This window comes from Cupriavidus necator A5-1, assembly GCF_000744095.1.
Classification (GTDB): Bacteria; Pseudomonadota; Gammaproteobacteria; order Burkholderiales; family Burkholderiaceae; genus Cupriavidus; species Cupriavidus necator_A.
This window is the reverse complement of record NZ_JQLI01000008.1, coordinates 407,194-431,211: the sequence shown is the minus strand read 5'-3', so window position 1 is coordinate 431,211 and position 24,018 is coordinate 407,194. Positions and strand designations below refer to the sequence as shown.

Genomic DNA, 24,018 nt, shown 5'->3' with positions numbered 1-24,018 from the left:
CGCCCGCGACGTCACGCCGCCGCGCGGGTCAGCGTGCGCCGGCGCGCGGCGATGGTCATGCCATCACCCTGCCATTGCAGCGCCTGGTCGATCTGGCGCAGGTAGCGGTCGACCTCGGCCTGCGCCGCCGTGGCCTGGTCCAGCGTGACCCGCACGAAGCGCACCGGCGCGCCCAGCGGCACCTGCGCCAGCCGCCACAAATCGGCGCCGATCACCACGCCGATCTTGGGATAGCCGCCGGTGGTCTGCGCATCGGCCATCAGCGCGATCGGCTGGCCGGCCGGCGGCACCTGCATCACGCCCGGGACCACGCCGTGCGACAGCAGGTCGGCGCTGCGCTCGGGCCGGCGCGCCAGCGCCGGTCCGTTCAGGCGCAGGCCCATGCGGTTGCTGTTGGGCGTGACGGTCCAGTCGGCCTGCCACAGCGCCTGCTGCGAGGCGGTGTCGAAATCCTCGTACTCGGGCCCGGGCAGCATGCGGACCGGCGTGGCCTTGCCGTCGACTTCGGCCGGCAGTGCCCAGGCCGGCGCCTGCACGCCGAGCCAGTCGCCTTCGGCCGCCAGGCCCGGGCGCCCCGCGGGGAGGCGATCGCCTTCCTGCAGCGCGCGCCCGCCCAGGCCGCCGAAACCGGATTTCAGGTCGGTGCTGCGCGAACCCATCACCGGCTCGACAGCGATGCCGCCGGCCACGCACAGGTACACCCGCGTACCGCCGCGCGTCGACGGCAGCGTCAGGGTCTCGCCCTTGTGCACGTCGAAGGCATGCCACGACCACACTGGAACGCCGTCCAGGTTGGCGCCGCACTCGGCGCCGGCCAGCGCCACGCGCAGGTCCGCATGAAAGCGCACCGCGGCGCGGCCCAGCGTGAATTCAATGGCGGCGCAGCCAGGGTCGTTGCCCAACAGCCGGTTGCCGACCGCCACGGCCAGCGGATCCATCGCACCGCAACGGCCCACGCCGAAACGGCGAAAGCCGGTTCGGCCCAGGTCCTGCACCGAGGCAAGCGCGCCAGGTCGGATGATCTCGATCACGCGATGATTTCCTCGGCGACAAAGCGCACGATGTCGCCGGGCGCGAACAGGGACGGCGGATCGCGGTCCGCCACGAAGAGTTCGGCTTCGGTATGCCCGATCAGTTGCCAGCCGCCCGGCAGCACCGCCGGATAGATGCCGGTCTGCTCGCCGCCGATGCCGACCGAGCCGGCCGGCACCGCCACGCGCGGCTCGCGCCGGCGCGGCGTGGCCAGCTCGGGCGCCAGGCCGCCCATATAGGCGAAACCGGGCTGGAAACCAAGGAAGTAGACGACGTACTCGCCAGCCGCATGGCGGCGCGCCACTTCCTGCGGCGACAGGCCGGTATGGGCCGCCACGTCGCCCAGGTCCGGGCCGTGCTCGCCGCCGTATCGCACCGGGATCTCCACCAGCTTGCCGGTTGCATTGCGCGCCTCGCCCGAGGCCCACGCGAGCTTCAGGTTGCGCTCCAGCGCGCCCACATCGGCACTGCCATCGAAGATCACCGTCAGGTTGTTCATGCCCGGCACCACGTCCACCACGCCGCGCCAGTCCGCCGCCCGGGCGGCCATCGCCCAGATGCGACGCTGGACTTCCAGCGATGCGGGCGGCGCCACGCTGTACAGCAGCGCCTGCTCGGCGAGTCGGTGGACGGTGCAGGAGTTCATGGGATTCCCGGTAGCGCACTTGCTACCAGTGTAGGCAGGCAAGCCGGAATGTGACGTAGCTGTATTTCATCGACAATTTATCGATGAATTCATCATATCGAAATGAAAGCGGGAGAAACAGTCAGGGTTGACCCTATGGGCGCATAGGCCACTGCAACCCGCCGCACCATGACGGGGCACCAAAGAAAAAACGGCCGGAAATCCCGGCCGTTTCTACTCGAACAGTGTGCAGTGCTACCGCTCAGGCAAATCCCGCCTGATGCGCCTGCTGGTCAGCGTGGTACGAACTGCGCACCATCGCGCCCACCGCGGCGTGGGTGAAGCCCATCTTGTAGGCCTCTTCCTCGAACATCTTGAAGGTATCGGGATGCACGTAGCGCAGCACCGGCAGGTGGTGGTTCGACGGCGCCAGGTACTGGCCGATGGTCAGCATGTCGATGTCGTGGGCGCGCATGTCGCGCATGACCTCGAGGATTTCCTCGTCGGTTTCGCCCAGGCCCACCATCAGGCCGGACTTGGTCGGCACGTTGGGGTTGCGGCGCTTGAATTCCTGCAGCAGCTTGAGCGAGTGCTCATAGTCCGCGCCCGGGCGGGCCTGCTTGTACAGGCGCGGCACGGTTTCCATGTTGTGGTTCATCACGTCCGGCGGGCAGGCCTGCAGGATGTCCAGCGCCTTGTCCAGGCGGCCGCGGAAGTCGGGCACCAGCACTTCGATGCGGGTGGCGGGCGACAGCTCGCGCGTCTGCGAGATGCAGTCGACATAGTGCTGGGCGCCGCCGTCGCGCAGGTCGTCGCGGTCGACGCTGGTGATCACCACGTAGTTCAGCTTGAGCTGGGCGATGGTGCGCGCCAGGTTGCCCGGCTCATTCACGTCGAGCGGATCGGGGCGGCCGTGGCCGACGTCGCAGAACGGGCAGCGGCGCGTGCACTTGTCACCCATGATCATGAAGGTGGCGGTGCCCTTGCCGAAGCATTCACCGATGTTGGGGCAGCTCGCTTCCTCGCACACTGTCACCAGGTTGTTGGCGCGCAGAATGTCCTTGATCTCGTAGAAGCGTGAGTTGCCGGTGGCGGCCTTGACGCGGATCCAGTCCGGCTTCTTGAGCTTTTCGGCCGGCACGATCTTGATGGGGATGCGTGCGGTCTTGTCGGCCGACTTCTGCTTGCGGGTCGGGTCATACTGCTCCGCGGGGGACTGCGGGGCTTCGCTGGAAGTGGCGATCAGGGCGTCGCTCATACATTTCTCCGCACGCGCTCAGCGTGCATTTCGCTTTTGACTAGGAGGCCAGGGCCGTTTCGCCCGGCTGCTTCGTTGCAGCCGGGGCGGCATTTCCTTCGGCCGCCAGCACACGGGCTTCGTGCGCTGCCAGCACCTCGCACAATGCCGCCGCCAGGCGCTGTGCGATTTCCGGTTGTGTTGCCGCGGTCACGGGCAGTGGCGCGCCACTGGCATCCGCCACCGGGCAGGTGGCGCCCGCGCTTGCCATGTCGACCGTTTCCAGTCCGGCATAGCCGCAGGGATTGATGCGCAGGAACGGCGACAGGTCCATCTGCACGTTGAGGCTGACGCCGTGGTAGCTGCAGCCGTTGCGGATCTTGAGGCCGAGCGCGGCAATCTTGGCGCCCTGGTGCGGCCCGTCGGACAGGTAGATGCCGGGGGCGCCGGGCTTGCGTTCGGCTGCGAGATTATACGCCGCGAGCGTGTCCAGCACCGCCTGCTCGATGCCGTGCACGAGCTCGCGCACCATCAGGTGGCGGCGGCGCAAATCGAGCAGCAGGTAGGCCACCACCTGGCCGGGGCCGTGGTAAGTGATCTGCCCGCCGCGGTCGATCTGCACCACCGGGATGTTGTCATCCGGCGACAGCAGGTGTGCGGGATCGCCCGCCTGGCCCAGCGTGTAGACCGGCGGATGCTCGACCAGCCAGATCTGGTCGGGCGTCTCGGGCGTGCGTGCGGCGGTAAAGGCGCGCATCGCGTCGAAGCACGGCTGATAGTCCTCGCGGCCGCGTTCGATGACTTGGATCGGATGCATGGCGAGAGTGTAACGAAAAGGGCCGGCTTGCGCCGGCCCCTGCCCTGCACCGCTTACGGTCGCGAGCGGGGCGAATCGTCCGATTCGTCACGCGACCAGACCAGGCGCAGGTGCGCGCGGCCCGGGCGTGAGGTGGACGATGCCGCGCCGGCTCCCGCGTCAGGATGCGGTGACCTGGTCCTGGTTAGGCGTCCACTCCGTACCTCGAACCAAACGGCGCAGGCTGCGATACACCAGGTGCGGCACATCGGCCAGTGCGAGCGCCGGGCGGCGCGCTTCGGCAATCAGCGCCAGCCGCACCGGCTGCTCCGCGCGCGGATCCACGCTGACCACCACCTCATCGCCGGAGCGCAGCAACAGGCTGCCGCCACAACGCAGCCAGTAGTCCTCCGAATCTTTCTCGCGCGTGAGCCATACGTCGGTGCCGCGGGCATTTTCCACGTCCAGGCGCTGGGCGGCGTGCACCGACAGCGCGGTGACTTCGCCAGGATTCAGGGTGAACACAGTCGTTGTGAGCACGGTTTTCATGAGGGTTCTCCATTCAGCCGGCTTCGGCAGGGGGCGCCGAAGTGTCGCGGGTTTCGCGGCAACTGGCACGGTATTGGGACCGGGCCAGTTAAATAACGTGGAAATCACCGTGAAAGAAATCGCAACAGCAGGGGCCGGTGAAGGAATATTAGTGATTGCCCGGGCACTATCAAAACGATATATTTTCTTTGTTCTTGTTAGGCAAATTCACATAACCCAGAGACTACGGAGGCGGCCATGGCCTGGAAAAGCGCCTGGGAAAAAGACCTGCCGCGCGGCTGGCATCGCGAACTGCCGCGCCTGCCCGCGCTGACCGCCTTGCGCGCGTTCGAGGCTGCGGCGCGACACGAAAGCTTTTCGCGCGCGGCGACCGAGCTATTCGTCACCCACGGCGCGGTCAGCCACCAGATCCGCGCGCTGGAAGAAGAGCTGGGCATGCCGCTGTTCGAGCGCCACGGCAAGCGCGTCGCGCTGACGCCGGCCGGCCGCGTCTATGCCGAGCGCGTGCGCGACGCGCTGCTGCAGATCGCCGATGCCACGCGCGTGCTGCAGGCCGGCAGCCGGGACAAGCGGCTGACGATCAGCACCATGCCGTCGTTCGCCGCGCGCTGGCTGACGCCACGCATCGGCAGCTTTATCGAGCGCCACCCGGAACTGGACGTCGAGCTGCTGTCATCCAACACGCTGGTCGACTTTGGCCGGGAGGAAGTCGATATCGCGCTGCGCATGGGCAGCGGCGACTATCCCGGCCTGTATGTCGAGAAGCTGATGGACGACGTCTTCTTCCCGGTCTGCAGCCCGAGCTTCAACGGCGGGCGCCTGCCCGAGCGGCCACAGGACATGGCTGGCCTGCCGCTGCTGCGCGGCGAGGGCGATCCGTGGAAGCCGTGGTTCGAGGCCGCCGGGCTGGACTTGCCGGAGCCGCGCAAGGGCCTGCTGCTGCAGGATTCGTCGCTGGTGCTGCAGGCCGCGGCCGAGGGCCAGGGGATCGCGCTGATCCGCTCGTCGCTGGCCTACAACGACCTGCTGGCGGGCCGGGTGGTGCGGCTGTTCGATGTCAGCATCCCGTGTCCGTGGTTGCTGTATTTCGTGTGCGCGCCGGGCATGCTGGAAGCACCCAAGGTGCAGGCGTTCCGCGCCTGGTTCCTGCCGGAGATGGAGCGCTTTCGCGAAGTGCTGGCGCAGTGGGCTGACGACTAGTCTTCAGCCGCGTCGTCCGCAGCCTCGGGTTCCTGCGGCGCCGCTGCCTTGCGCGCGCGGCCGGCGCGCGGATGGGCCTTGTCGTAGACGCGCGCCAGGTGCTGGAAATCCAGCGCGGTATAGACCTGCGTGGTCGAGATGCTGGCATGTCCCAGCATTTCCTGCACCGCGCGCAGGTCGCCGGACGACTGCAGCAGGTGCGTGGCGAACGAATGCCGCAGCATATGCGGATGCACGTCGGCCGGCACGCCCGCGCGCAGCGCCTGCTGCTTGAGCCGCAGCTGCACGGTACGCATCGACAGCCGCTGCCCGCGCGGCCCCAGGAACAGCGCGTGCGCGTCTTCCGGCGCGACGCCGGGTCGCAGCAGCGTGTCGCGCACCGCCAGCCAGGCACGCAGGGCCTCGACCGCCTTGCTGCCGACCGGCACCGAGCGCTGGCGCGATCCCTTGCCGGTCACCGTGACCTCGGCGCCGGCCAGGTCGAGCCAGCTGCCGGAGCGGTAGCCATCGGCATCGGCGTAGCGCACGTCGAGCTGCACCAGCTCGGACAGCCGCAATCCGCTCGAATAGAACAGCTCGTAGACCGCGTGGTCGCGCAGCGCCTGGGCGTCGGTGCCGGCCGGGTGCGACACCAGCGCCACCGCGTGCTCGACCGACAGCGCCTTGGGCAGTGCGTGGCCCGAGCGCGGTGCGCGTACGCCGTCGACCGGATTGACGGTGACGCCGTGGCCATGGCGCGCCGCCCACTGGAAGAAGCCGCGCCAGGCCGACAGCGTGCGCGCGATGCTGGTGCCGACCAGCCCGACGGCGTGCAGCCGGGCGGCGAAGTTGCGGATATGGTGGGTCTGCAGCGCCAGCAGCGCGACGCCGGGCGCGTAGCGTGCCGCGTGGGATTGCAGCACGCGCAGGTCGCGGCTGTAGCTGGAGAGCGTGTGTTCGGCCAGCTTGCGGCTTCCACGCAGCCAGTCGAGGTAGTGCGTGACGAGCGGATCGGGAGCCGGCGGCGGCGCGCTGTCGCTGGCCGGTACGGGATCGTTGGCCTGGCGGGGCGGCCGGCGTGCGGTCATGGCGTCAGCCGCTGGGGTCGGCCGCGCCTCAGTCGCGCAGCCGGTTCAGCGCGGCACCGGCGACTTCGCCGATCTGTGCCAGGTAGGCGGTGCCCATGCCTTCATGGAAGCGGCGCGGATCGGGCGAGCCCAGCACCAGCAGGCCGAAGGCGGCGCCCTGTGCGTCCACACCCGCGTCGGCGGCGCGCACGGGCACGCGCAGCGTCACCATCGCCAGCGAGACGATATCGTCGCGCTCCAGCAGCGCCGCGGCCTCGAAGCCACCGTTGGTGCCGCAGTATGGTGCGCGCAGGCCTTCGGCAAAGATGCGCAGGTCTTCGCTGGCGCCCTGCGCCACTTCCATATGGGCGTACTGCTCGGCCACGTCCCACAGCTTGAGGGCCACCGCCGGCACGTCGAACACCTGCTGCAGGCCGTCCTGCACGGCATAGGGCAGCGCGTGCGAATCGGCTTCGGCCAGCAGGCGCAGCTGCCAGTCGTGCATGCGCTGCTGGGTGCGGTCGTTGTCGTGGCCGTGGCGGACCAGGTCCGCCAGGCGCAGCTCCAGGCCCTTGTTCTTCTCGCGCAGGATTTCCATCTGGCGCTCCTGCAGCGACACGGCGCGGTGGCTGTGCGGGCTGGTCAGCTGCACCGCGGCCAGCAGCTCGGCGTGCTCTTCGAAGAATTCAGGGTTGCTCTGCAGGTAGGCGGCGACGTCTTGGGCGTTCATGGCGGGAACCGGTAGAGAAAATTGGGTGGCAGTTTAACAAACCCACCCAGCCAGACGAGGAGCGCGGTTTTGGGTGCTCCCAAGCCGCCCGAGCTTGCCTAAGCAAGGTGTTCTCCCTCTCCCCTCAGGGGGAGAGGGTCGGGGAGAGGGTCGGGGGAGAGGGGTGGGCTAGCTAGGAGCCACATCAAGCGGGGCCAACGGTTTTAACCCACCGACCTCAGCCTTTGACACTCCTGCCCTCTCCCCCGGCCCCTCTCCCGCAAGCGGGCGAGCGGAGCAAACCCTCAGCACGCTGGGCCGCGCTACGTCTGAATCAACCGCTTCTGCCGCGAAATACTCATCAGAATCCCAATCCCCGCCCCCAGCGTCACCAGCGCAGTCCCGCCATAGCTTATCAGCGGCAGCGGCACCCCCACCACCGGCAGGATGCCGCTCACCATGCCCATATTGACGAAGGCATAGGTAAAGAAAATCAGCGTGATCGACCCCGCCAGCAGCCGCGAGAACAGCGTCGGCGCGTTGGCCGCGATAAACAGACCGCGGAAGATCAGCAGCAGGTACAGCACCAGCAGCAGCGCATTGCCGATCAGCCCGAACTCCTCCGAGTACACCGCGAAGATAAAGTCGGTGTGCTTCTCCGGGATGAACTCCAGGTGCGTCTGCGTGCCCTTGAGCCAGCCCTTGCCCTCGACCCCGCCCGAGCCGATGGCGATGATCGACTGGATCGTGTGGAAGCCCTTGCCGAGCGGGTCGCTGGTCGGATCGAGCAGCGTGCAAATGCGATGCTGCTGGTAATCGTGCAGCACCGGCCAGTTCACGCCCGGTGCGCACATATCGTTCTGGAACGTGATCAGCAGCGTGACTGCCACCACCAGCAGCCCCAGCAGCGGCAGGATCAGCCGCCACGACAGGCCGGCAAAATAGATCACGTACACGCCGGCGGCCATCACCAGCAGCGCCGTGCCCAGGTCCGGCTGCTTGGCGATCAGGCCGATCGGGATCAGCAGCAGCACCAGCGCCACCACAAAGTCGAACCACTTGATCACGCCCTCGCGCTTCTGGAAGTACCACGCCAGCATCAGCGGCATCGAGATCTTCATGATCTCGGACGGCTGGATCACCATGCCGACATAGAGCCAGCGGCGCGCGCCCTTGCGGATCAGCCCGAACATGGCCACCGCGATCAGCAGCGCCACCCCGACCGTGTAGATGGGCACCGCCACCCGCATCAGCGTCTGCGTGGGCAGGTAGGCGATCACCAGCATCACCACGTACGACAGCAGGATGTTGCGCAGCTGGTCTTCGACCCGGCCCGGCATGTCGATGGCGGCCGAGTACAGCGCCACGATGCCGGTGGCGAACAGCAGGAAGACGATCAGTGAGAGCGGCTTGTCAAAACCGGTCAGCGCGGTCTTGATGAGCGACAGGACGCGGCGTCGATCCATGCGCGTCTCCTTCAGCGAGTGGCGTCGGCACCGCTGGCCGCCTTGGCGGACACGGGCTTGACGCGTGGTTTGGGCGCGGGCGCCTTGACCGGCTGCACGGCGGGCGCGGAGGCCGGCTGTGGCGCCAGGGGCTTGCTGTGGCCCAGCGCCTGCAGCATGCGTTCATCGAGCGACTGCACCGCCGAAGCCGGCGCGATCGCGGCCGGGTCGATGGCCGCGGCGATGGTGTCGGAGGCGCCGGCATGTGGTGCGGAGGCCGCGGCCACCGCGCTGGCGCCCGCCTCGCTCGCGGCCGCGCCGCCGGACATCACGGTGGCGCTGGCGATGCTGGCGGTCTGGCCGGTGGTGAACACGCTGGGCGTATCGACCGGGGGGCGGCCCGCCAGGCGCTCATTGGCCGGCGGCGCGATCGCTTCCAGTTCGCCCGGCCATTTGCCGGTCAGGTAGTAGTCCATCAGCTTGCGCGCGATCGGCGCGGCCACCGCGGCGCCGAAGCCGGCGTTCTCGACGATCAGCGCGATCGCGATCCTGGGGTTGTCGGCCGGCGCAAACGCGGTGTACAGCGAGTGGTCGCGCTTGCGCTCGTCCAGCGCGTGGTGGTTGTACTTCTCGCCCTTGCCCAGGCTGTAGGTCTGCGCCGTGCCGGTCTTGCCGGCGGATTCATAGGCCGCGCCGGCAAACGCGCGCGCGGCCGTGCCGGAATGCGTCACCGCCACCATGGCACGCTTGATCACGTCGATATCGGCCTGCTTGAGCGGGATGCGGTAGCTTTCCTTGGGCACGGTCAGCGTGCGCTTGCGCGTGACCGCGTCTTCCACCGCCTTGACCAGGTGGGGCTTCATCACGCTGCCGTTGTTGACGATGACCGATGTGGCCTGCGCCAGCTGCAGGATGGTGAAGCTGTTGTAGCCCTGGCCAATGCCCAGCGAGATGGTCTCTCCGTCATACCACTTCTGCTGCTCGGGCTTGCGGTACGCCTTGCGCTTCCAGTCGGTGGACGGCAGGATGCCGCGGCTTTCGCCCTCGATGTCGATGCCGGTGATCTGCCCGAAGCCCAGCGGCTTCATGAAGTCATGGATGCCGTTGACGCCCATGTCGCGCGCCAGCGCGTAGTAATAGGTATCGCACGACTGCACGATCGAGCTGTGCATGTCGACCCAGCCGTGCCCGCCCGGCTTGTCATCGCGGAAGGTGTGGTTGCCCAGCGTGAAGAAGCCCGGGTCGGACATGCCCCAGGCCGCGGTGCGCTTGCCGGTAGTCAGCGCCGCCAGCGCCATGAACGGCTTGTAGGTCGAGCCCGGCGGGTAGGTGCCGCGCAGCGGGCGGTTCAGCAGCGGCTTGTCGGGCGAGTTGTTGAGCTCGTTCCAGGTATTGGTGTCGATGCCTTCGACGAACATGTTGGGGTCGTAGGTCGGCTTGGAGACGAACGCCAGGATGTCGCCCGTGGACGGCTCGATCGCCACCAGCGCGCCGCGGCGGTCGCCATAGAGCGCCTCGGCCAGCTGCTGCAGGCGGATGTCGAGCGACAGGATCAGGTTGTTGCCAGGCGTGGCGGGCGAGGTGGACAGCGTGCGGATCGGGCGCCCGCCCGCGCTCACTTCCACTTCCTCGAAACCGGTCAGCCCGTGCAGTTCGGTCTCGTAGCTCTGTTCCAGGCCGATCTTGCCGATGTAGTTGGAGCCCTTGTAGTTGTCGGCGTCCTTGCGTGGGTCGTATTTGGCGCTCTCGGCATCGTTGGCCTCGTCCATGGCCTCGATGCGCTCCTGGTCGCGCTGCGAGATGCGGCCGATATAGCCGATCACGTGCGAGGCCGACTCGCCCAGCGGATACTGCCGGAACAGTCGCGCGCGCACGTCCACGCCCGGGAAGCGGAAGCGCTGCGCGGAAAAGCGCGCCACTTCCTCGTCGCTCAGCTGGCTGCGCAGCGGCAGGCTCTCGAAGCTGCGCGACTCTTCCATCAGCCGCTTGAAGCGGCGCCGGTCACGCGGCTGGATATCCACCAGCGCCGACAGGCCCTCGATGGTGCTGTCCAGCGTATCGGTCAGCTTGGACGGCGTGATCTCGAGCGTATAGGCGGAATAATTGCGCGCCAGCACGATCCCGTTGCGGTCCATGATGATGCCGCGGTTGGGCTCGATCGGCGCCACCGAGATGCGGTTGTCCTCGGCCTTGGCCGAGTACTGGTCATGCTTGTACCACTGCAGCCACAGGAAGCGCGTGAACAGCAGGCCAAAGCAGATCACCGTGAACAGGGCGGCAGCCGCCACGCGGATGCGGAAGCGGCCGATTTCCAGTTCGACGTTGCGAATTTCGGTCATGGTACTGCTTTGGCCAGGGATGAGCGTTTAGGTGCGGTCAGGTGCGTGCGGCGTCAGATCGGACGCGTCTCGTCGACATCGCTCGAACGGCGCTGCGGCGCCAGCAGCAGGCTGGTGGCCAGCGGCCACAGCAGCGCCTCGATCGCCGGCGCCAGCAGCAGCGGCCAGCCCGGCAGCGGCGCGCCCATCGCCAGCCGGATCAGCACCGGCACCGCGTGCGCGACAAACAGCAGCGGCAACACATGCAGCGCCTGGGTATAGACGGTGAACCACAGCACGCGCCGGTGGATGGTGATGGCGAAGTAGGCCAGCAGCGTGTAGGCCAGCGCGTGCTCGCCCAGCAGCCGCGCATCGTGCACGTCCATCAGCAGGCCGAGCGCGAACGCCACGCCCATGCCCACCTTGCGCGGCTGGTGGATGTTCCAGAACACCAGCACCAGCGCCACCATGTCGGGGATCCACAGCGTGTCGCCCCAGGGCATCAGGTTGAACAGGAACGCCAGCACGAAGCTGAGCGCGATAAAGGCGGGATTGACCGGCCGCAGCAGGTATTGGGGATTGGTCACTGTGACGCCTCCTTGGCGGGCGGGGCCTTGGCAGCGGCGGCGCTGGCGGCGGCCGCGCGCGCTGCGGCGGACTTGGCGCCCTTGACCGGCGCTTCCGGCTTGGCCTCGACGGTCTCGCGCGCCGGGATGGCGGCGTCATAGCGCACCACCAGTAGCTGGCGGTGCGCGCGCACGCCGGCCACCGGCTCGCAGTACACGCGCGAGAACGCGGTATCGGCCTTGCGCTCTATATGGACGATCTTTGCCACCGGCAGGCCCGGCGGATAGGTGCCGTCCAGGCCCGAGGTCACCAGCAGGTCGCCCTGCTGCAGGTCGGCCGCGGCGGCCATGAAGCGCAGGTCGAGCTGGCCCGCGCGCTGGCCGCCGAAGGCCACGCTGCGCAGGCCGTTGCGCACCACCTGCACGGGGATGGCCTGGTCCTTGTCGGTCAGCAGCGTCACTTCGGACTGGAACGGCGACACGCGCGTGACCTGGCCCACCACGCCGCGCTCGTCGATCACCGGATAGCCGGCACGCAGGCCGTGCTGGCTGCCCTTGTCGATCACGATGCGCTGGCTGTAGGGATCGCGCGCGTCATAGAGGATCTCGGCGGCCGTGACCGGCGTGGCCGACTGCTGCGCCAGCCCAAGCAGCTTGCGCAGCTGGTTGTTCTCGGCCTCGAGCTGCGCCTGGCGCACCGAGGCCTCGGCCTGCTGCACCGCGCTCTGGCGCAGTTCGCGGTTCTCGGTGGCGAGCCTGGCGGAGGACTGCGCATAGTCGAACACCGTGCGCAGCGCGTCGCGCGGCGTGAGCACCAGGCGTTCGACCGGCATCAGCACGGTGGCGGCAACCTGCCGGCCCACGCTGAGCGCGTCGAAGCGGGCGTCGACCACGAGCAGCGCCAGGGCGATGGTCACGTACAGGACCAGCCGGGCGACGGCCGAGGAGCCTTGCTTGAAGAGCGGCGGAGGGGAGTAATCCATTTACCCGATTGATAGCCGGTGCACACGCGGAAACGCCCCGCCGCCCGCCGTACCGCGCCCCAAAAGGGGGCGGCACGGCCAGGCGGCGGGTGCGGTGGGGGCAGGCCCCTGACGGATGCAGCGCCGCGACACTGCCCTGATCGCTGGATCCGGCAGGCCGCGCATCGCCACGTGAGCGTCCTTCTGCCTTACTCGTAGGAGAAGATGCTGCCCAGCTTGTCCATGCGTTCCAGCGCCATGCCGGAGCCGCGCACCACGCAGGTCAGCGGGTCTTCGGCGACCAGCACCGGCAGGCCGGTTTCCTCGGCCAGCAGGCGGTCCAGGTCGCGCAGCAGCGCGCCGCCGCCGGTCAGCATCATGCCGCGCTCGGCGATGTCGGCGCCCAGCTCCGGCGGGGTCTGTTCCAGCGCGATCTTCACGGCCGAGACGATCTGGTTGAGCGGATCGGTCAGGGCTTCCAGGATTTCGTTGGACGAGACGGTGAAGGCGCGCGGGATGCCTTCGGACAGGTTGCGGCCCTTGACTTCCATCTCGCGGACCTCGGAACCCGGGAAGGCCGAGCCGATTTCCTTCTTGATGGCTTCGGCGGTCTGTTCGCCGATCAGCATGCCGTAGTTGCGGCGGATGTAGTTGACGATGGCCTCGTCGAACTTGTCACCGCCCACGCGCACCGAACCCTTGTAGACCATGCCGCCCAGCGAGATGATGCCCACCTCGGTGGTGCCGCCGCCGATATCCACCACCATCGAGCCCGACGGCTCCGACACCGGCAGGCCGGCGCCGATCGCGGCCGACATCGGCTCCTCGATCAGGTACACCTGGCTGGCGCCGGCGCCCAGCGCCGATTCACGGATGGCGCGGCGCTCGACCTGGGTCGAGCCGCACGGCACGCAGATGATGATGCGCGGGCTCGGACGCAGCAGCTTGCTGTCGTGCACCATCTTGATGAATTGCTTGAGCATCTGCTCGGTGACGGTGAAGTCGGCGATCACGCCGTCCTTCATCGGGCGGATGGCTTCGATATTGCCCGGCACCTTGCCCAGCATCTGCTTGGCTTCCTTGCCCACCGCCGTGATGGTCTTCTTGGCGTTGGGGCCGCCTTCCTGGCGGATCGCGACGACCGAGGGCTCGTCCAGCACGATGCCCTTGTCGCGCATGTAGATCAGCGTGTTGGCGGTGCCGAGGTCGATCGCCAGGTCGTTGGAGAAGTAGCTGCGGAGAAATCCGAACATCAGGAATCCTGTCTGTGGTGGTGTTCGCGGGTAGGCGAAGCGGCCGGCGCCGCGAGCGGCCCGGCCACGAAATACGTGTGTTGAATACGGAATGGTTCTCGGCTTCCCGGCCCGCCCGCCGTCCGGCGCGGGGCGGCCGGGAGCGGAGTCGGGATCGGCACCGCCGCCGGCACGCGGTTGCAAAGTTGCAATCTAGCACTTTTGCGAATTTGCATTTTTGCGATTTGCAATGCGCGATGCCGGCCCTACGGGAACCTTTGATTAGACCTCGCGCAAAAGTTCGCGAGTATTTGTCGGGCGCTGGACCGGCATGTCATAAGACATTGAGACATAGTCCGGCCGGCGGCAGAGGCCTAATCAGAGGACCCAGGTTTTTTTCCACCTTCTGGCGCTTTCGGCGGCCCTGGCGCGGGGACGCCGGCCAGGGCTGTTTTGCAGCCAGTTTGGCAGCCATGTGACGAAGGCGTTGCCAAAGGTTGGAAGCACGCAATGATACCTTATAATTCCTGCTGCTTCGGGCGTTTACAGCCTGAAAATACCTGTAATTCCGACGACTCCGTGGCGTCTTTGCCGCGCTCCGGAGCCGCCTGTCCGGGCCGCGCGACGCCTGCGCCGCACGGCCGGCCGCCGGCCCCGCCGGCGCCTTCCGCATCCGAGCATCCGAGCATCCGAACCACCACGCCATGGCCCTCGACCTATCCGACGTCAAGCGCATCGCCCACCTGGCCCGCATCGAAACCAGCGATGACGAGGCCGCCCAGACGCTTGCGCAGCTGAACAACTTTTTCTCGCTGGTCGAGCAGATGCAGGCGGTCGACACCACCGGCATCGTGCCGCTGGCCCATCCGCTGTCGGTCGTGCGCGACATGGCCCAGCGCCTGCGCGACGACGTGGTCACCGAAGCCGACCGCCGCGAAGATTACCAGCGCCCCGCGCCCGCCACCGAAAACGGCCTGTACCTGGTGCCCAAGGTGATCGAGTGACCGCCGCCGCCGCCGCGAACCCCGCTATCGCGGCCGCCAGCTCACTACGTCACCCTGCGCCACCCCTGATGCCAACCGACTGTCATGCCCTTTTCCGCTGATTCCGTGACTTCCCTGCGCCAGCTCGCCGACGCCCTGGCCGCGCGCTCCGTCTCCGCCGAGGAGCTCGCGCGCGAATACCTGTCCCGCATCGAGCAAGCCGCCGCGCTCAACGCCTTTATCCACGTCGATGCCGAGCGCACCCTGGCGCAGGCGCGCGCCGCCGACGAACGCCGCGCGCGCGGCGAGGCCACGCCGCTGACCGGCGTGCCGGTCGCGCACAAGGACGTGTTCGTCACGCGTGGCTGGCGCGCCACCGCCGGCTCGAGGATGCTGGGCAACTACGAGAGCCCGTTCGACGCTACCGTGGTCGAGCGCATGGCCGCGGCCGGCATGGTCACGCTGGGCAAGACCAATATGGACGAATTCGCGATGGGCTCGTCCAACGAGAACTCGCATTTCGGGCCGGTGCGGAATCCGTGGGACACCAGCCGCGTGCCGGGCGGCTCGTCGGGCGGCTCGGCCGCTGCCGTGGCCGCCGGCCTGGCGCCCGCCGCCACCGGCACCGACACCGGCGGCTCAATCCGCCAGCCAGCGTCGTTCTCGGGCATCACCGGCATCAAGCCGACCTACGGCCGCGTGTCGCGCTACGGCATGATCGCGTTCGCCTCGTCGCTGGACCAGGGCGGCCCGATGGCGCACAGCGCCGAGGACTGCGCGCTGCTGCTCAACGCCATGGCCGGCTTCGATCCCAGGGATTCGACCAGCATCCCGCCCGAGCAGGGCGGCGTGGACGAGGACTACACCCGCCTGCTGGGCCAGCCGCGCGCCGGCGCCACCGCCGAGCGCCCGCTGGCCGGCCTGCGCATCGGCCTGCCCAAGGAATACTTCGGCAAGGGCCTGTCCGCCGACGTCGAGCAGGCCGTGCGCGCGGCGCTGGCCGAGTATGAAAAGCTCGGCGCCACGCTGGTCGAGGTGTCGCTGCCCAAGACCGAGCTGTCGATCCCCGTGTATTACGTGATCGCGCCGGCCGAGGCCTCGTCCAACCTGTCGCGCTTCGACGGCGTGCGCTACGGCCACCGCGCCGCCGAGTACCGCGACCTGCTCGACATGTACAAGAAGAGCCGCGCCGAAGGCTTCGGCCCGGAGGTCAAGCGCCGCATCCTGGTGGGCACCTACGTGCTCTCGCACGGCTACTACGACGCCTACTACCTGCAGGCACAGAAGATCCGCCGCATCATCGCCGACGACTTCCAGCGCGCCTTCGCCCAGTGCGACGTGATCATGGGCCCGGTGGCGCCGACGGTGGCGTGGAAGCTGGGCGAGAAGACCTCGGACCCGGTGCAGATGTACCTGGCCGACATCTTCACGCTGTCGACCAGCCTGGCCGGCCTGCCCGGCATGAGCGTGCCGTGCGGCTTCGGCGAGGGCAACATGCCCGTCGGCCTGCAGCTGATCGGCAACTACTTCGATGAAGCGCGCCTGCTGCAGACCGCGCACGCGTTCCAGCAGGCGACCGACTGGCACCTGCGCCGTCCCGCCAAGGCATGATCATGACCTCGCGCTCCACCCTCGCTCTGCGCCTGATGGCGGCGGCCGCGCTCGCCGCGGCGGTGGCGGGCTGCATCCCGCTGCCGGGCGGACTCGGCCGGCCCACGCCGATCGCCAGCCGCGACATCGACCTGGCCGGCGACTGCCGCCGCACCGAGGAAGACGGCTTCCGCGAAGACGCCCAGCTGCGCGTATCGGACAACAACGTGCAGCAGCTGTCGTGGAAGCTGTGGGTCGGCAAGCGCGGCTCGTGCAGCTTCAACCTGGCGGACTTCCGCCAGGTCCAGAGAAAGCCGCATATCGAGCTGCGCGCCAATGACGGCAGCGGCTGCAAGCTGATGGTCTGGCAGGATCCGCGCCGCGTCACGCTGGCGCACGCCAACTGCCAGCAGCGCTGCACGCCCGGCATCTACGAGCAGGCCTGGCCCGTGATGTTCGAGCCCGGCAGCGGCGCCTGCGCCAGCACGCGCTGATCCTGCCGATACCGCCAATGCCGACCGCCATGGCCACCGCCTCCGCCACCCCGCCCCGCTCCGCCAGCGCCGCCTGCCGGCTGCTGCGCTCGGCCGTGGCGCTGGCGCTGGGTGCGTGGCTGGCCGGCGCCGCGGCGCATATGCCTGACCTGCCCGCGCCTGCGCTGACGCAGCCGGCCCCGCTGACACCCGCCGGCGCGCTGGCGCCGAACGCGGTGACGCGGGCGACGCCCGGATCCGCAGCGGCACCCGTGCCAGCGCAGCGCGTCCAGCTGCGCGGCGACGCGACCACGCCCGCGCTGACCGCCTATTGGTTCCTGCCGCGCGAAGGCGCAACGGCGCGCGCGCTGCCGGTGGTGGTGGCGCTGCACGGCTGCGGCGGGCTCCTGTCGGCGCGCGCCGCGCGCGAGACCACGCCGGGCGGCGAGGTCTCCGCCATGCTGCAGCAGCGCTATGGCGAATACGCCCAGTGGCTGACCGAACGCGGCTACGCGGTGCTGATGCCCGACAGCTTCAGCGCGCGCGGCAGGCCCCAAGGCATCTGCACCGAGCCCAACGACACCCGCGGCATCGACGACCGCACCCGCCGCGGCGATGCACTGGCCGCGCTGCGCTGGGTCGCCGACCAGCCGGGCATCGATACCTCGCGCATCGTGCTGCTGGGCTGGTCCAACGGCGCGCAGGCGGTGCTGGCCACCGTCGACGCCAGCCGCCCGTGGCCGGCCGGCACGCCGCAGGTGGAACGCGCGGTTGCGTTCTACCCCGGCTGCAAGCGCGCGGTGCAGCAGCACAGTTTCCGCCTGCGCGCGCCGATACTGCTGATGATCGGCGGCGCCGACGACTGGACGCCCGCAACCCGCTGCGCCATGCTGCAGAGCGCCGTGCTGGCGCGCCAGCCCGGGGCGCGCTTCCGGCTGGAGATCTTCCCGGGCGCGTACCACGGCTTTGACGGCACCAGCGAGCTGCATATGCGCCGCGACGTGCCCGCTGCCGCTCGCAAGGTGCAAGGCGTTACCGTCGGCGGCGACGCGGTGGCACGCGTGGCCGCGCTCGCCCAGCTCGACTCATGGCTCGCCAGTCCCGATCCCTAGAAGGCGGGACGAAGCCAAAGAACACCGGGGCGGCAGCGCCGCTCCACCGCAACAGACAGAACCGAAAGAACCGAACAGGAATACCGCCATGCAATGGGAAGTGGTGATCGGCCTCGAAACGCACGCGCAGCTTTCGACGGCCTCCAAGATTTTTTCCGGCACCTCCACCGCCTTCGGGGCCGAGGCCAACACGCAGGCCTCGCCGGTGGACCTGGCGCTGCCGGGCGTGCTGCCGGTGCTCAACAAGGGCGCGGTCGAGCGCGCCATCCAGTTCGGCCTGGCGATCGGCGCCACCATCGCGCCGCGCAGCATCTTTGCGCGCAAGAACTACTTCTACCCCGACCTGCCCAAGGGCTACCAGATCAGCCAGTATGAGATCCCCGTGGTCCAGGGCGGCACCATCACCATCCAGGTCGAGGGCAAGAAGGGCGAGTTCTACGAGAAGACCGTCAACCTGACGCGCGCCCACCTGGAAGAAGACGCGGGCAAGTCGCTGCACGAGGACTTCGCCGGCATGACCGGCATCGACCTGAACCGCGCCGGTACGCCGCTGCTGGAAATCGTCACCGAGCCCGACATGCGCAGCGCCGCCGAAGCCGTGGCCTACGCCAAGGCGCTGCACTCGCTGGTGGTATGGCTGGGCATCTGCGACGGCAACATGCAGGAAGGCAGCTTCCGCTGCGACGCCAACGTGTCGGTGCGCCCGTTCGGGCAGAAGGAATTCGGCACCCGCCGCGAGATCAAGAACCTGAACTCGTTCCGCTTCCTGCAGCAGGCCATCGAGTACGAAGTGCATTGGCAGATCGCCGAGATCGAGGATGGGCGCAAGATCCAGCAAGCCACCGTGCTGTTCGACCCGGATACCGGCGAGACCCGCGCGATGCGCACCAAGGAAGATGCGCACGACTACCGCTACTTCCCTGATCCGGACCTGATGCCGCTGGAAATCGACGCGGCGTGGGTCGACCGCGTGCGCGGCGAACTGCCCGAACTGCCGGCAGCGATGCAGGCGCGCTTTGTCTCGCAGTACGGCCTGTCGGCGTATGACGCCACCACGCTGACCGCGACCAAGGCGTTCGCCACCTACTATGAGGCCGTGGTGGCCGACGCCGGCGTGGCCAATGCAAAGCCCGCGGCCAACTGGCTGATGGGCGACGTGGCCTCGCAGCTTAATCGCGAAGGCATCGCCATCGATGCCGCGCCGGTCACGCCGGCGCAACTGGCGAAGCTGCTGACGCGCATTGCCGATGGCACGGTGTCGAACAACACTGCCAAGAAAGATGTGTTCCCGGCGATGTGGGCGGGCGAGCATGGCGGTGATGCCGATGCCATCATCGCGGCCAAGGGGCTGAAGCAGATGTCCGACAGCGGTGAGCTGGAGAAGATCATCGACGACGTGTTGGCGGCCAATGCCAAGTCGGTGGAGGAATTCCGCTCGGGCAAGGAGAAGGCGTTCAATGCGCTGGTGGGGCAGGCGATGAAGGCGACCAAGGGCAAGGCGAATCCCGCGCAGGTGAATGAGTTGCTGCGCAAGAAGCTCGGCTGAGGTCAGAGGACTGAGACAGCCTCAACAGACCGCCTGTTTGCTCCCCTCTCCCGCTTGCGGTAGGGGCGGGGGAGAGGGCAGGAGCGTCAAAAGCTGAGCGCGGCGGCTTAACACCGTTGGCCCCGCTTGATGTGGCTCCTTGCTAGCCCACCCCTCTCCCCCTGAGGGGAGAGGAAGAACACCTTGCTTAGGCAAGCTCGGGCGGCGTTGGTGCATCCAACACCGTCGGCTTCGCTTTCTGCTTGCCTCTTCCCTACATCCCCGCCCTGCCCCGCACCGACTCCTGCAGCAACGACCTCAACTTCGCCAGCGCCCCCGGATCCCCATGCGCGGCCGAGCGCGCATACCAGATCTTGGCCTGCTCGATATCCCGATCGACCACGCCCGGCTCGCCGTGCTCATAGAAACTGCCAACGATGTACTGCGCGCCGCCGTCGCCGGCACTGGCCGCGCGGCTGTACCACGCGAACGCCTGACCATAGTCCCGCGGCACCCCGCGCCCGGTGAAGTAGTTGGTCGCCAGCGCCATCTGCGCCTGCACGTGCCCGCCCTGCGCCGCGCGCTCATACCAGCGGTTGGCTTCCTCGAGTGACTTGGGCACCAGCTCGCCGCGCTCATGCAGGTCACCCCAGGTGTACTGGGCATGGGTCATCTCGTTGTCGGCCGCCTTCTTCAGCCATACCAGAGCCTCCTGTGGCCGGGCGGGCGTGCCCTCGCCGCGCAGCAGCATCATGGCGTAGTTGAACTGGGCGAGGCGGTTGCCCAGGCGGGCGGCACTGGCGAAACCGCGCAGGGCCTGGTCGAAGTGGCCGGCCTCATAGGCCGTGACGGCGTCGCGGGTCTGGGCCTGCGCCGGCGCGGGCGGCTGCGGCGCGGCAGCAGCGGGTTGCACAGACAGCCATGCGGCGATGGTGCCGGCCAGCAAGACGGCAATCGGGGAACGGGCAATCGACATGGCGGACTCCGGGCGCGGCGCCTTCTTTGCTCCAGTGTAGGAGTCAGGACACGCGCCCGGTAGGCAGCCTCCATAGCAGCCTTACTATCCGTGCGAATAATCAACGCACCTGAATTTCACCCCCATCACATTCGTCGCGCAGATAGTCAGCAACGTTTCAGATCCATCCGGCCCGGTGCAGCCGCCGCCACAGCGCACCGCAGGCAAGCGCCGTCACGCCAATCACCGCCGGGTAGGCGTAGTGGAATTGCAGTTCGGGCATGAAGTCGAAGTTCATCCCGTACAGGCTGAACACCACGGTCGGGATCGCCAGGATCGCGCCCCAGCCCGCCAGCCGCTTGACTACCTCGTTCTGGCCCACGGTGACCAGCGCCAGGTTGACCTGCACTGCGGTGGTCAGCATTTCACGCACCACGTCGAGCGTGCGCACCAGCCGGCTGGCGTGATCCTCGATGTCGCGGAAGTAGGCGCGCAGCTCCTTTGGCACCAGGTCCTCGTGCAGCCGGATCAACTGGCCGCACATATCCTCAACGGGACTGACCGCATTGCGCAGCCGCAGCACCTGGCGCTTGATCCGGTACAGGCGCTCGATCGCCGCGCGGTCGAACTCGTCGCGGAAAATGCCTTGCTCCAGCGCCTCGAAGGTGTCTTCCAGCCGCGTCACGATCGGCAAGTAGTGGTCGACGACAAAGTCCATCAGCGCGTACAGCACGTAGCCGGGACCGTTGGCCAGGCCTTGCGGGTCGTGTTCGCAGCGCTCGCGCACCGGGGCGTAGGTGCTGCTGGCGCCGTGGCGCACCGAAACCACGTAGTTGGGGCCGACAAAGAGATGGGTTTCGCCCACCACGACTTCATCCTCCACCAGTTGCGCGGTGTTGAGCACGACGAAGACCGAATCGCCGTAGGCCTCCAGCTTGGGACGCTGGTGCGCGTCGAGCGCGTCTTCCACCGCGAGGTCGTGCAGGCCGAAGGCGTGCTGCACCTGGCGCAGCAGCGCGAGGTCGGGTTCGTGCAATCCGAGCCAGACGAAAGTGCCCGGCACGCTCAGCACCGAAGGAATCTCTTCCATGCCGACCGTGCCGAGCCGTTTGCCCTGCCGGTAGGCTACGCAATTGACGATGGCGCCCATGGGAACTCCGTATCAGATGACGCAATCGTAACAAGCCTTTGCCTTGCACCACGCCATGCCGTCACGCTGTCGCGCGGCGCAGGCCACGGCTGGCACACATTCGCCGCGCCACGCTGTGCCATCGCAGTGCATATGGAACGCACAGGCCACCCACCACGCCTGCATCGCAGCTACATCGCTTCAATCGCGCCAATTGTTACAGTTCGCGACAGAGACGACGTTAGAATGTGGCATTTCCACGGTCCCCCGGCTATGTCCCAGAAGAAAACGCCACGCTTCGAGCTGCGCAGTGGCAACGTCGACGCCCTCCTTCTCGCCCTCCAGACCGCCGACATGGCTGCGCTGCGGGATGACCTCCTCTCCCGCTTCGAAGCCACCCCCGACTTCTTCTCCAATGACGTGATCGCGCTGGACCTGCGCGCACTGGAAGGCGATGGCGCCGTTGCGCTCGGAACGGTGATCGATACGCTCGCCACGCTCAAGGCGCGTGCCATCGGCGTGGTGGCCCGTCCCGGCCAGCGCGAGTGGGCCGAGCGCTTCGGCCTGCCGCTGCTCGACAGCCAGAGCCGCCGAGGCAGCGCCACCGACCGCACCGCCGAGGCCAAGGCCGCTGCCGCCGCGGAACAGGCCGCCGAGCAAGCCGCTGCCGAACAGGCCGCGCGCGAAGACGCCGCCCGCGCCGCCGCTGCAGCCGCGACCGACGCCGCCGTGGCCGCCGCCATCCGCCAGACCCAGACCCTGCTGATCGACAAGCCGGTGCGCTCGGGCCAGCAGATCTACGCGCAGGGCGACGTGGTGATCCTCGACGTGGTCAGCTACGGCGCCGAAATAATCGCCGAAGGCAACATCCATATCTACGCCCCGCTGCGCGGCCGCGCGCTGGCGGGCGTCAAGGGCAATACCGGCGCGCGCATCTTCAGCACGTGCATGGAGCCTGAACTGATTTCCATCGCCGGCATCTATCGCACCGCGGAGCAGACGCTCCCGGCCGACGTGCTCGGCAAGACCGCCCAGGTCCGCCTGGCCGATGAAAAACTGATCCTCGAAGCGTTGCGGCTCAAATAAGCCAGTGCGCCCATCGGGATCCCCAATCAAAGCAGCGTAAGCTTCAACCCATTACTGGACCAAAGAGCCATGGCAAAAATCATCGTTGTGACCTCCGGCAAGGGAGGCGTCGGCAAGACCACCACCAGCGCCAGCTTTGCCGCCGGCCTGGCCCTGCGCGGCCACAAGACTGCCGTGATCGACTTCGACGTCGGCCTGCGCAACCTCGACCTGATCATGGGTTGCGAACGCCGCGTGGTGTATGACCTGATCAACGTGGTGCAGGGCGAAGCCAACCTGCGCCAGGCGCTGATCAAGGACAAGAAGTGCGAGAACCTGTTCATCCTGCCGGCCTCGCAGACGCGCGACAAGGACGCGCTCACGCGCGACGGCGTCGAGAAGGTCATCAACGGCCTGATCGAGATGGACTTCGAGTACATCATCTGCGACTCGCCCGCCGGCATCGAGTCGGGCGCGCTGATGGCGATGTACTTCGCCGATGAAGCGCTGATCGTCACCAACCCGGAAGTGTCGTCGGTGCGCGATTCGGACCGCATCCTGGGCATCCTGGCTTCCAAGACCAAGCGCGCCAGCGAAGGCGGCGATCCGATCAAGGAACACCTGCTGATCACCCGCTACAACCCCAAGCGCGTGCATGGCGGCGAGATGCTGTCGCTGACCGATATCCAGGAAATCCTGCGCATCAAGCTGATCGGCGTGGTGCCGGAGTCCGAAGCCGTGCTGCATGCCTCCAACCAGGGCACGCCCGCCATCCACCTGGAAGGCAGCGACGTGTCCGACGCCTATGGCGACGTGGTGGACCGCTTCCTCGGCAAGGACAAGCCGATGCGTTTCATCGACTACCAGAAGCCGGGGCTGTTCTCCCGCATCTTCGGCAACAAGTAACGGTCAGGAGGGCTCATCCCAATGTCGATCCTTTCCTTCCTGCTGGGAGAGAAGAAAAAGTCCGCGTCGGTCGCCAAGGAGCGGCTGCAGATCATCCTCGCCCACGAGCGCAACGGCCATTCCGCGCCCGCCGACTACCTACCCGCGCTGCAGCGCGAGCTGGTGGCGGTGATTTCCAAGTACGTCAAGATCAGCGACCAGGACCTGCGCGTGAGCCTCGAGCGCCAGGACAATCTCGAGGTCCTTGAAGTCAAGATCGAAATCCCGCAGGGCTGATTCCCCCAGTCCTCATCGCTGTTCATCCTGACCGCGGCGCTGCTCCTGCGCCGCGGGTTGTCCCGCCCCTCTCTCCCCCGCTTCTTTCCCGCTTCCTCCCGCTCCCCCGCCAGCCCAGTGCACGGGCAGGTTCCCGGCCTTGCCGCGTTGCACCAACTCGGCTTTGTGTAGCGGCCAGACAACGGAATTGCACCAAAATCCTGCTGAAAAGCGCGCTTTGGCGGAGTTTTGTGTCCTTAATGCCTACGTTTTGTTAGATTTTCGCGACGTCTACAACGAACGTAGAC

Annotated in this window: 23 protein-coding genes; 9 read left to right on the top strand and 14 right to left on the bottom strand. The window is 67.7% G+C overall.

What is annotated here, in order from left to right; genetic code table 11:
* Positions 1-11: 11 nt before the first annotated feature.
* The 5 genes from K307_RS26110 to K307_RS26090 form a co-directional block, all read right to left on the bottom strand.
* Complete coding sequence (locus K307_RS26110) at positions 12-1,031, bottom strand: biotin-dependent carboxyltransferase family protein (protein WP_042883761.1); 1,020 nt, start codon at positions 1,029-1,031, stop codon at positions 12-14.
* The gene (gene pxpB, locus K307_RS26105) at positions 1,028-1,678 is read right to left on the bottom strand and encodes a 5-oxoprolinase subunit PxpB (protein ID WP_042883760.1); all 651 of its coding nucleotides are present in this window, start codon (positions 1,676-1,678) and stop codon (positions 1,028-1,030) included. Before pxpB ends, K307_RS26110 begins: the two co-directional genes overlap by 4 nt.
* Before the next feature lie 241 nt (positions 1,679-1,919).
* On the bottom strand, positions 1,920-2,915 hold the full coding sequence (gene lipA / locus K307_RS26100; protein WP_042883758.1) for a lipoyl synthase: 996 nt from the start codon (positions 2,913-2,915) through the stop codon (positions 1,920-1,922).
* Positions 2,916-2,955: 40 nt separating this feature from the next.
* The gene (gene lipB, locus K307_RS26095; protein ID WP_042883756.1) at positions 2,956-3,711 is read right to left on the bottom strand and encodes a lipoyl(octanoyl) transferase LipB; all 756 of its coding nucleotides are present in this window, start codon (positions 3,709-3,711) and stop codon (positions 2,956-2,958) included.
* 159 nt (positions 3,712-3,870) lie between these two features.
* Complete coding sequence (locus K307_RS26090; RefSeq protein ID WP_042883754.1) at positions 3,871-4,239, bottom strand: DUF2917 domain-containing protein; 369 nt, start codon at positions 4,237-4,239, stop codon at positions 3,871-3,873.
* Between the two features lie 237 nt (positions 4,240-4,476).
* Here K307_RS26090 and K307_RS26085 point away from each other — a divergent pair, with 237 nt between their 5' ends.
* Positions 4,477-5,439, top strand: coding sequence for a transcriptional regulator GcvA (locus K307_RS26085; RefSeq protein ID WP_042883752.1), 963 nt, complete (start codon positions 4,477-4,479; stop codon positions 5,437-5,439).
* On the opposite strand, the gene K307_RS26080 is transcribed toward K307_RS26085, so the two are convergent.
* The 7 genes from K307_RS26080 to K307_RS26050 form a co-directional block, all read right to left on the bottom strand.
* Positions 5,436-6,506, bottom strand: coding sequence for a tyrosine recombinase XerC (locus K307_RS26080; RefSeq protein ID WP_042883751.1), 1,071 nt, complete (start codon positions 6,504-6,506; stop codon positions 5,436-5,438). The genes K307_RS26085 and K307_RS26080 overlap by 4 nt on opposite strands.
* 28 nt (positions 6,507-6,534) lie before the next feature.
* Positions 6,535-7,215 (bottom strand): DUF484 family protein, encoded by a 681-nt coding sequence (locus K307_RS26075; protein ID WP_042883749.1) that lies wholly within the window; start codon positions 7,213-7,215, stop codon positions 6,535-6,537.
* Between the two features lie 302 nt (positions 7,216-7,517).
* A complete protein-coding gene (gene rodA / locus K307_RS26070; RefSeq protein ID WP_042883748.1) occupies positions 7,518-8,660 on the bottom strand; it encodes a rod shape-determining protein RodA in 1,143 nt (380 codons plus the stop codon).
* 11 nt (positions 8,661-8,671) lie between these two features.
* Positions 8,672-10,978: a penicillin-binding protein 2 gene (gene mrdA / locus K307_RS26065; protein WP_042883746.1), complete on the bottom strand. Its 2,307-nt coding sequence runs from the start codon at positions 10,976-10,978 to the stop codon at positions 8,672-8,674.
* Positions 10,979-11,031: 53 nt separating this feature from the next.
* Positions 11,032-11,544 carry a rod shape-determining protein MreD gene (mreD, locus tag K307_RS26060; RefSeq protein WP_042883744.1) on the bottom strand — a complete coding sequence of 171 codons (513 nt, stop codon included), beginning with the start codon at positions 11,542-11,544 and terminating at the stop codon, positions 11,032-11,034.
* Positions 11,541-12,506, bottom strand: coding sequence for a rod shape-determining protein MreC (gene mreC / locus K307_RS26055; protein WP_042883743.1), 966 nt, complete (start codon positions 12,504-12,506; stop codon positions 11,541-11,543). Before mreC ends, mreD begins: the two co-directional genes overlap by 4 nt.
* A gap of 188 nt (positions 12,507-12,694) precedes the next feature.
* Positions 12,695-13,738 carry a rod shape-determining protein gene (locus tag K307_RS26050; RefSeq protein ID WP_008648066.1) on the bottom strand — a complete coding sequence of 348 codons (1,044 nt, stop codon included), beginning with the start codon at positions 13,736-13,738 and terminating at the stop codon, positions 12,695-12,697.
* Positions 13,739-14,421: 683 nt separating this feature from the next.
* Between K307_RS26050 and gatC the strand changes: the two genes are divergently transcribed.
* The 5 genes from gatC to gatB all read left to right on the top strand — a co-directional run bounded on the left by gatC (position 14,422) and on the right by gatB (position 19,421).
* Positions 14,422-14,721: an Asp-tRNA(Asn)/Glu-tRNA(Gln) amidotransferase subunit GatC gene (gatC, locus tag K307_RS26045; protein WP_042883741.1), complete on the top strand. Its 300-nt coding sequence runs from the start codon at positions 14,422-14,424 to the stop codon at positions 14,719-14,721.
* An 84-nt stretch (positions 14,722-14,805) separates the two neighbouring features.
* A complete protein-coding gene (gatA, locus tag K307_RS26040) occupies positions 14,806-16,311 on the top strand; it encodes an Asp-tRNA(Asn)/Glu-tRNA(Gln) amidotransferase subunit GatA (protein ID WP_042883740.1) in 1,506 nt (501 codons plus the stop codon).
* A complete protein-coding gene (locus tag K307_RS26035; RefSeq protein ID WP_080745240.1) occupies positions 16,308-16,784 on the top strand; it encodes a hypothetical protein in 477 nt (158 codons plus the stop codon). Before gatA ends, K307_RS26035 begins: the two co-directional genes overlap by 4 nt.
* Before the next feature lie 29 nt (positions 16,785-16,813).
* Positions 16,814-17,875 (top strand): dienelactone hydrolase family protein, encoded by a 1,062-nt coding sequence (locus K307_RS26030; protein ID WP_042887423.1) that lies wholly within the window; start codon positions 16,814-16,816, stop codon positions 17,873-17,875.
* An 88-nt stretch (positions 17,876-17,963) separates the two neighbouring features.
* Entirely contained in the window at positions 17,964-19,421 is a 1,458-nt protein-coding gene (gatB, locus tag K307_RS26025; protein ID WP_042883738.1) for an Asp-tRNA(Asn)/Glu-tRNA(Gln) amidotransferase subunit GatB, read from the top strand.
* A gap of 253 nt (positions 19,422-19,674) precedes the next feature.
* On the opposite strand, the gene K307_RS26020 is transcribed toward gatB, so the two are convergent.
* Together K307_RS26020 and K307_RS26015 are read right to left on the bottom strand one after the other, a co-directional pair.
* Positions 19,675-20,376 (bottom strand): tetratricopeptide repeat protein, encoded by a 702-nt coding sequence (locus K307_RS26020; RefSeq protein ID WP_042883737.1) that lies wholly within the window; start codon positions 20,374-20,376, stop codon positions 19,675-19,677.
* A 157-nt stretch (positions 20,377-20,533) separates the two neighbouring features.
* Entirely contained in the window at positions 20,534-21,505 is a 972-nt protein-coding gene (locus K307_RS26015) for a magnesium and cobalt transport protein CorA (protein WP_022533168.1), read from the bottom strand.
* A gap of 252 nt (positions 21,506-21,757) precedes the next feature.
* Between K307_RS26015 and minC the strand changes: the two genes are divergently transcribed.
* From minC to minE, 3 genes are all read left to right on the top strand, one after another.
* Positions 21,758-22,570, top strand: a complete 813-nt coding sequence (gene minC, locus K307_RS26010) for a septum site-determining protein MinC (RefSeq protein WP_042883735.1) — start codon at positions 21,758-21,760, stop codon at positions 22,568-22,570.
* A 69-nt stretch (positions 22,571-22,639) separates the two neighbouring features.
* Positions 22,640-23,455 carry a septum site-determining protein MinD gene (gene minD / locus K307_RS26005; RefSeq protein WP_042883734.1) on the top strand — a complete coding sequence of 272 codons (816 nt, stop codon included), beginning with the start codon at positions 22,640-22,642 and terminating at the stop codon, positions 23,453-23,455.
* A 21-nt stretch (positions 23,456-23,476) separates the two neighbouring features.
* On the top strand, positions 23,477-23,731 hold the full coding sequence (gene minE / locus K307_RS26000) for a cell division topological specificity factor MinE (protein WP_042883732.1): 255 nt from the start codon (positions 23,477-23,479) through the stop codon (positions 23,729-23,731).
* The last annotated feature ends 287 nt before the right edge of the window (positions 23,732-24,018 follow it).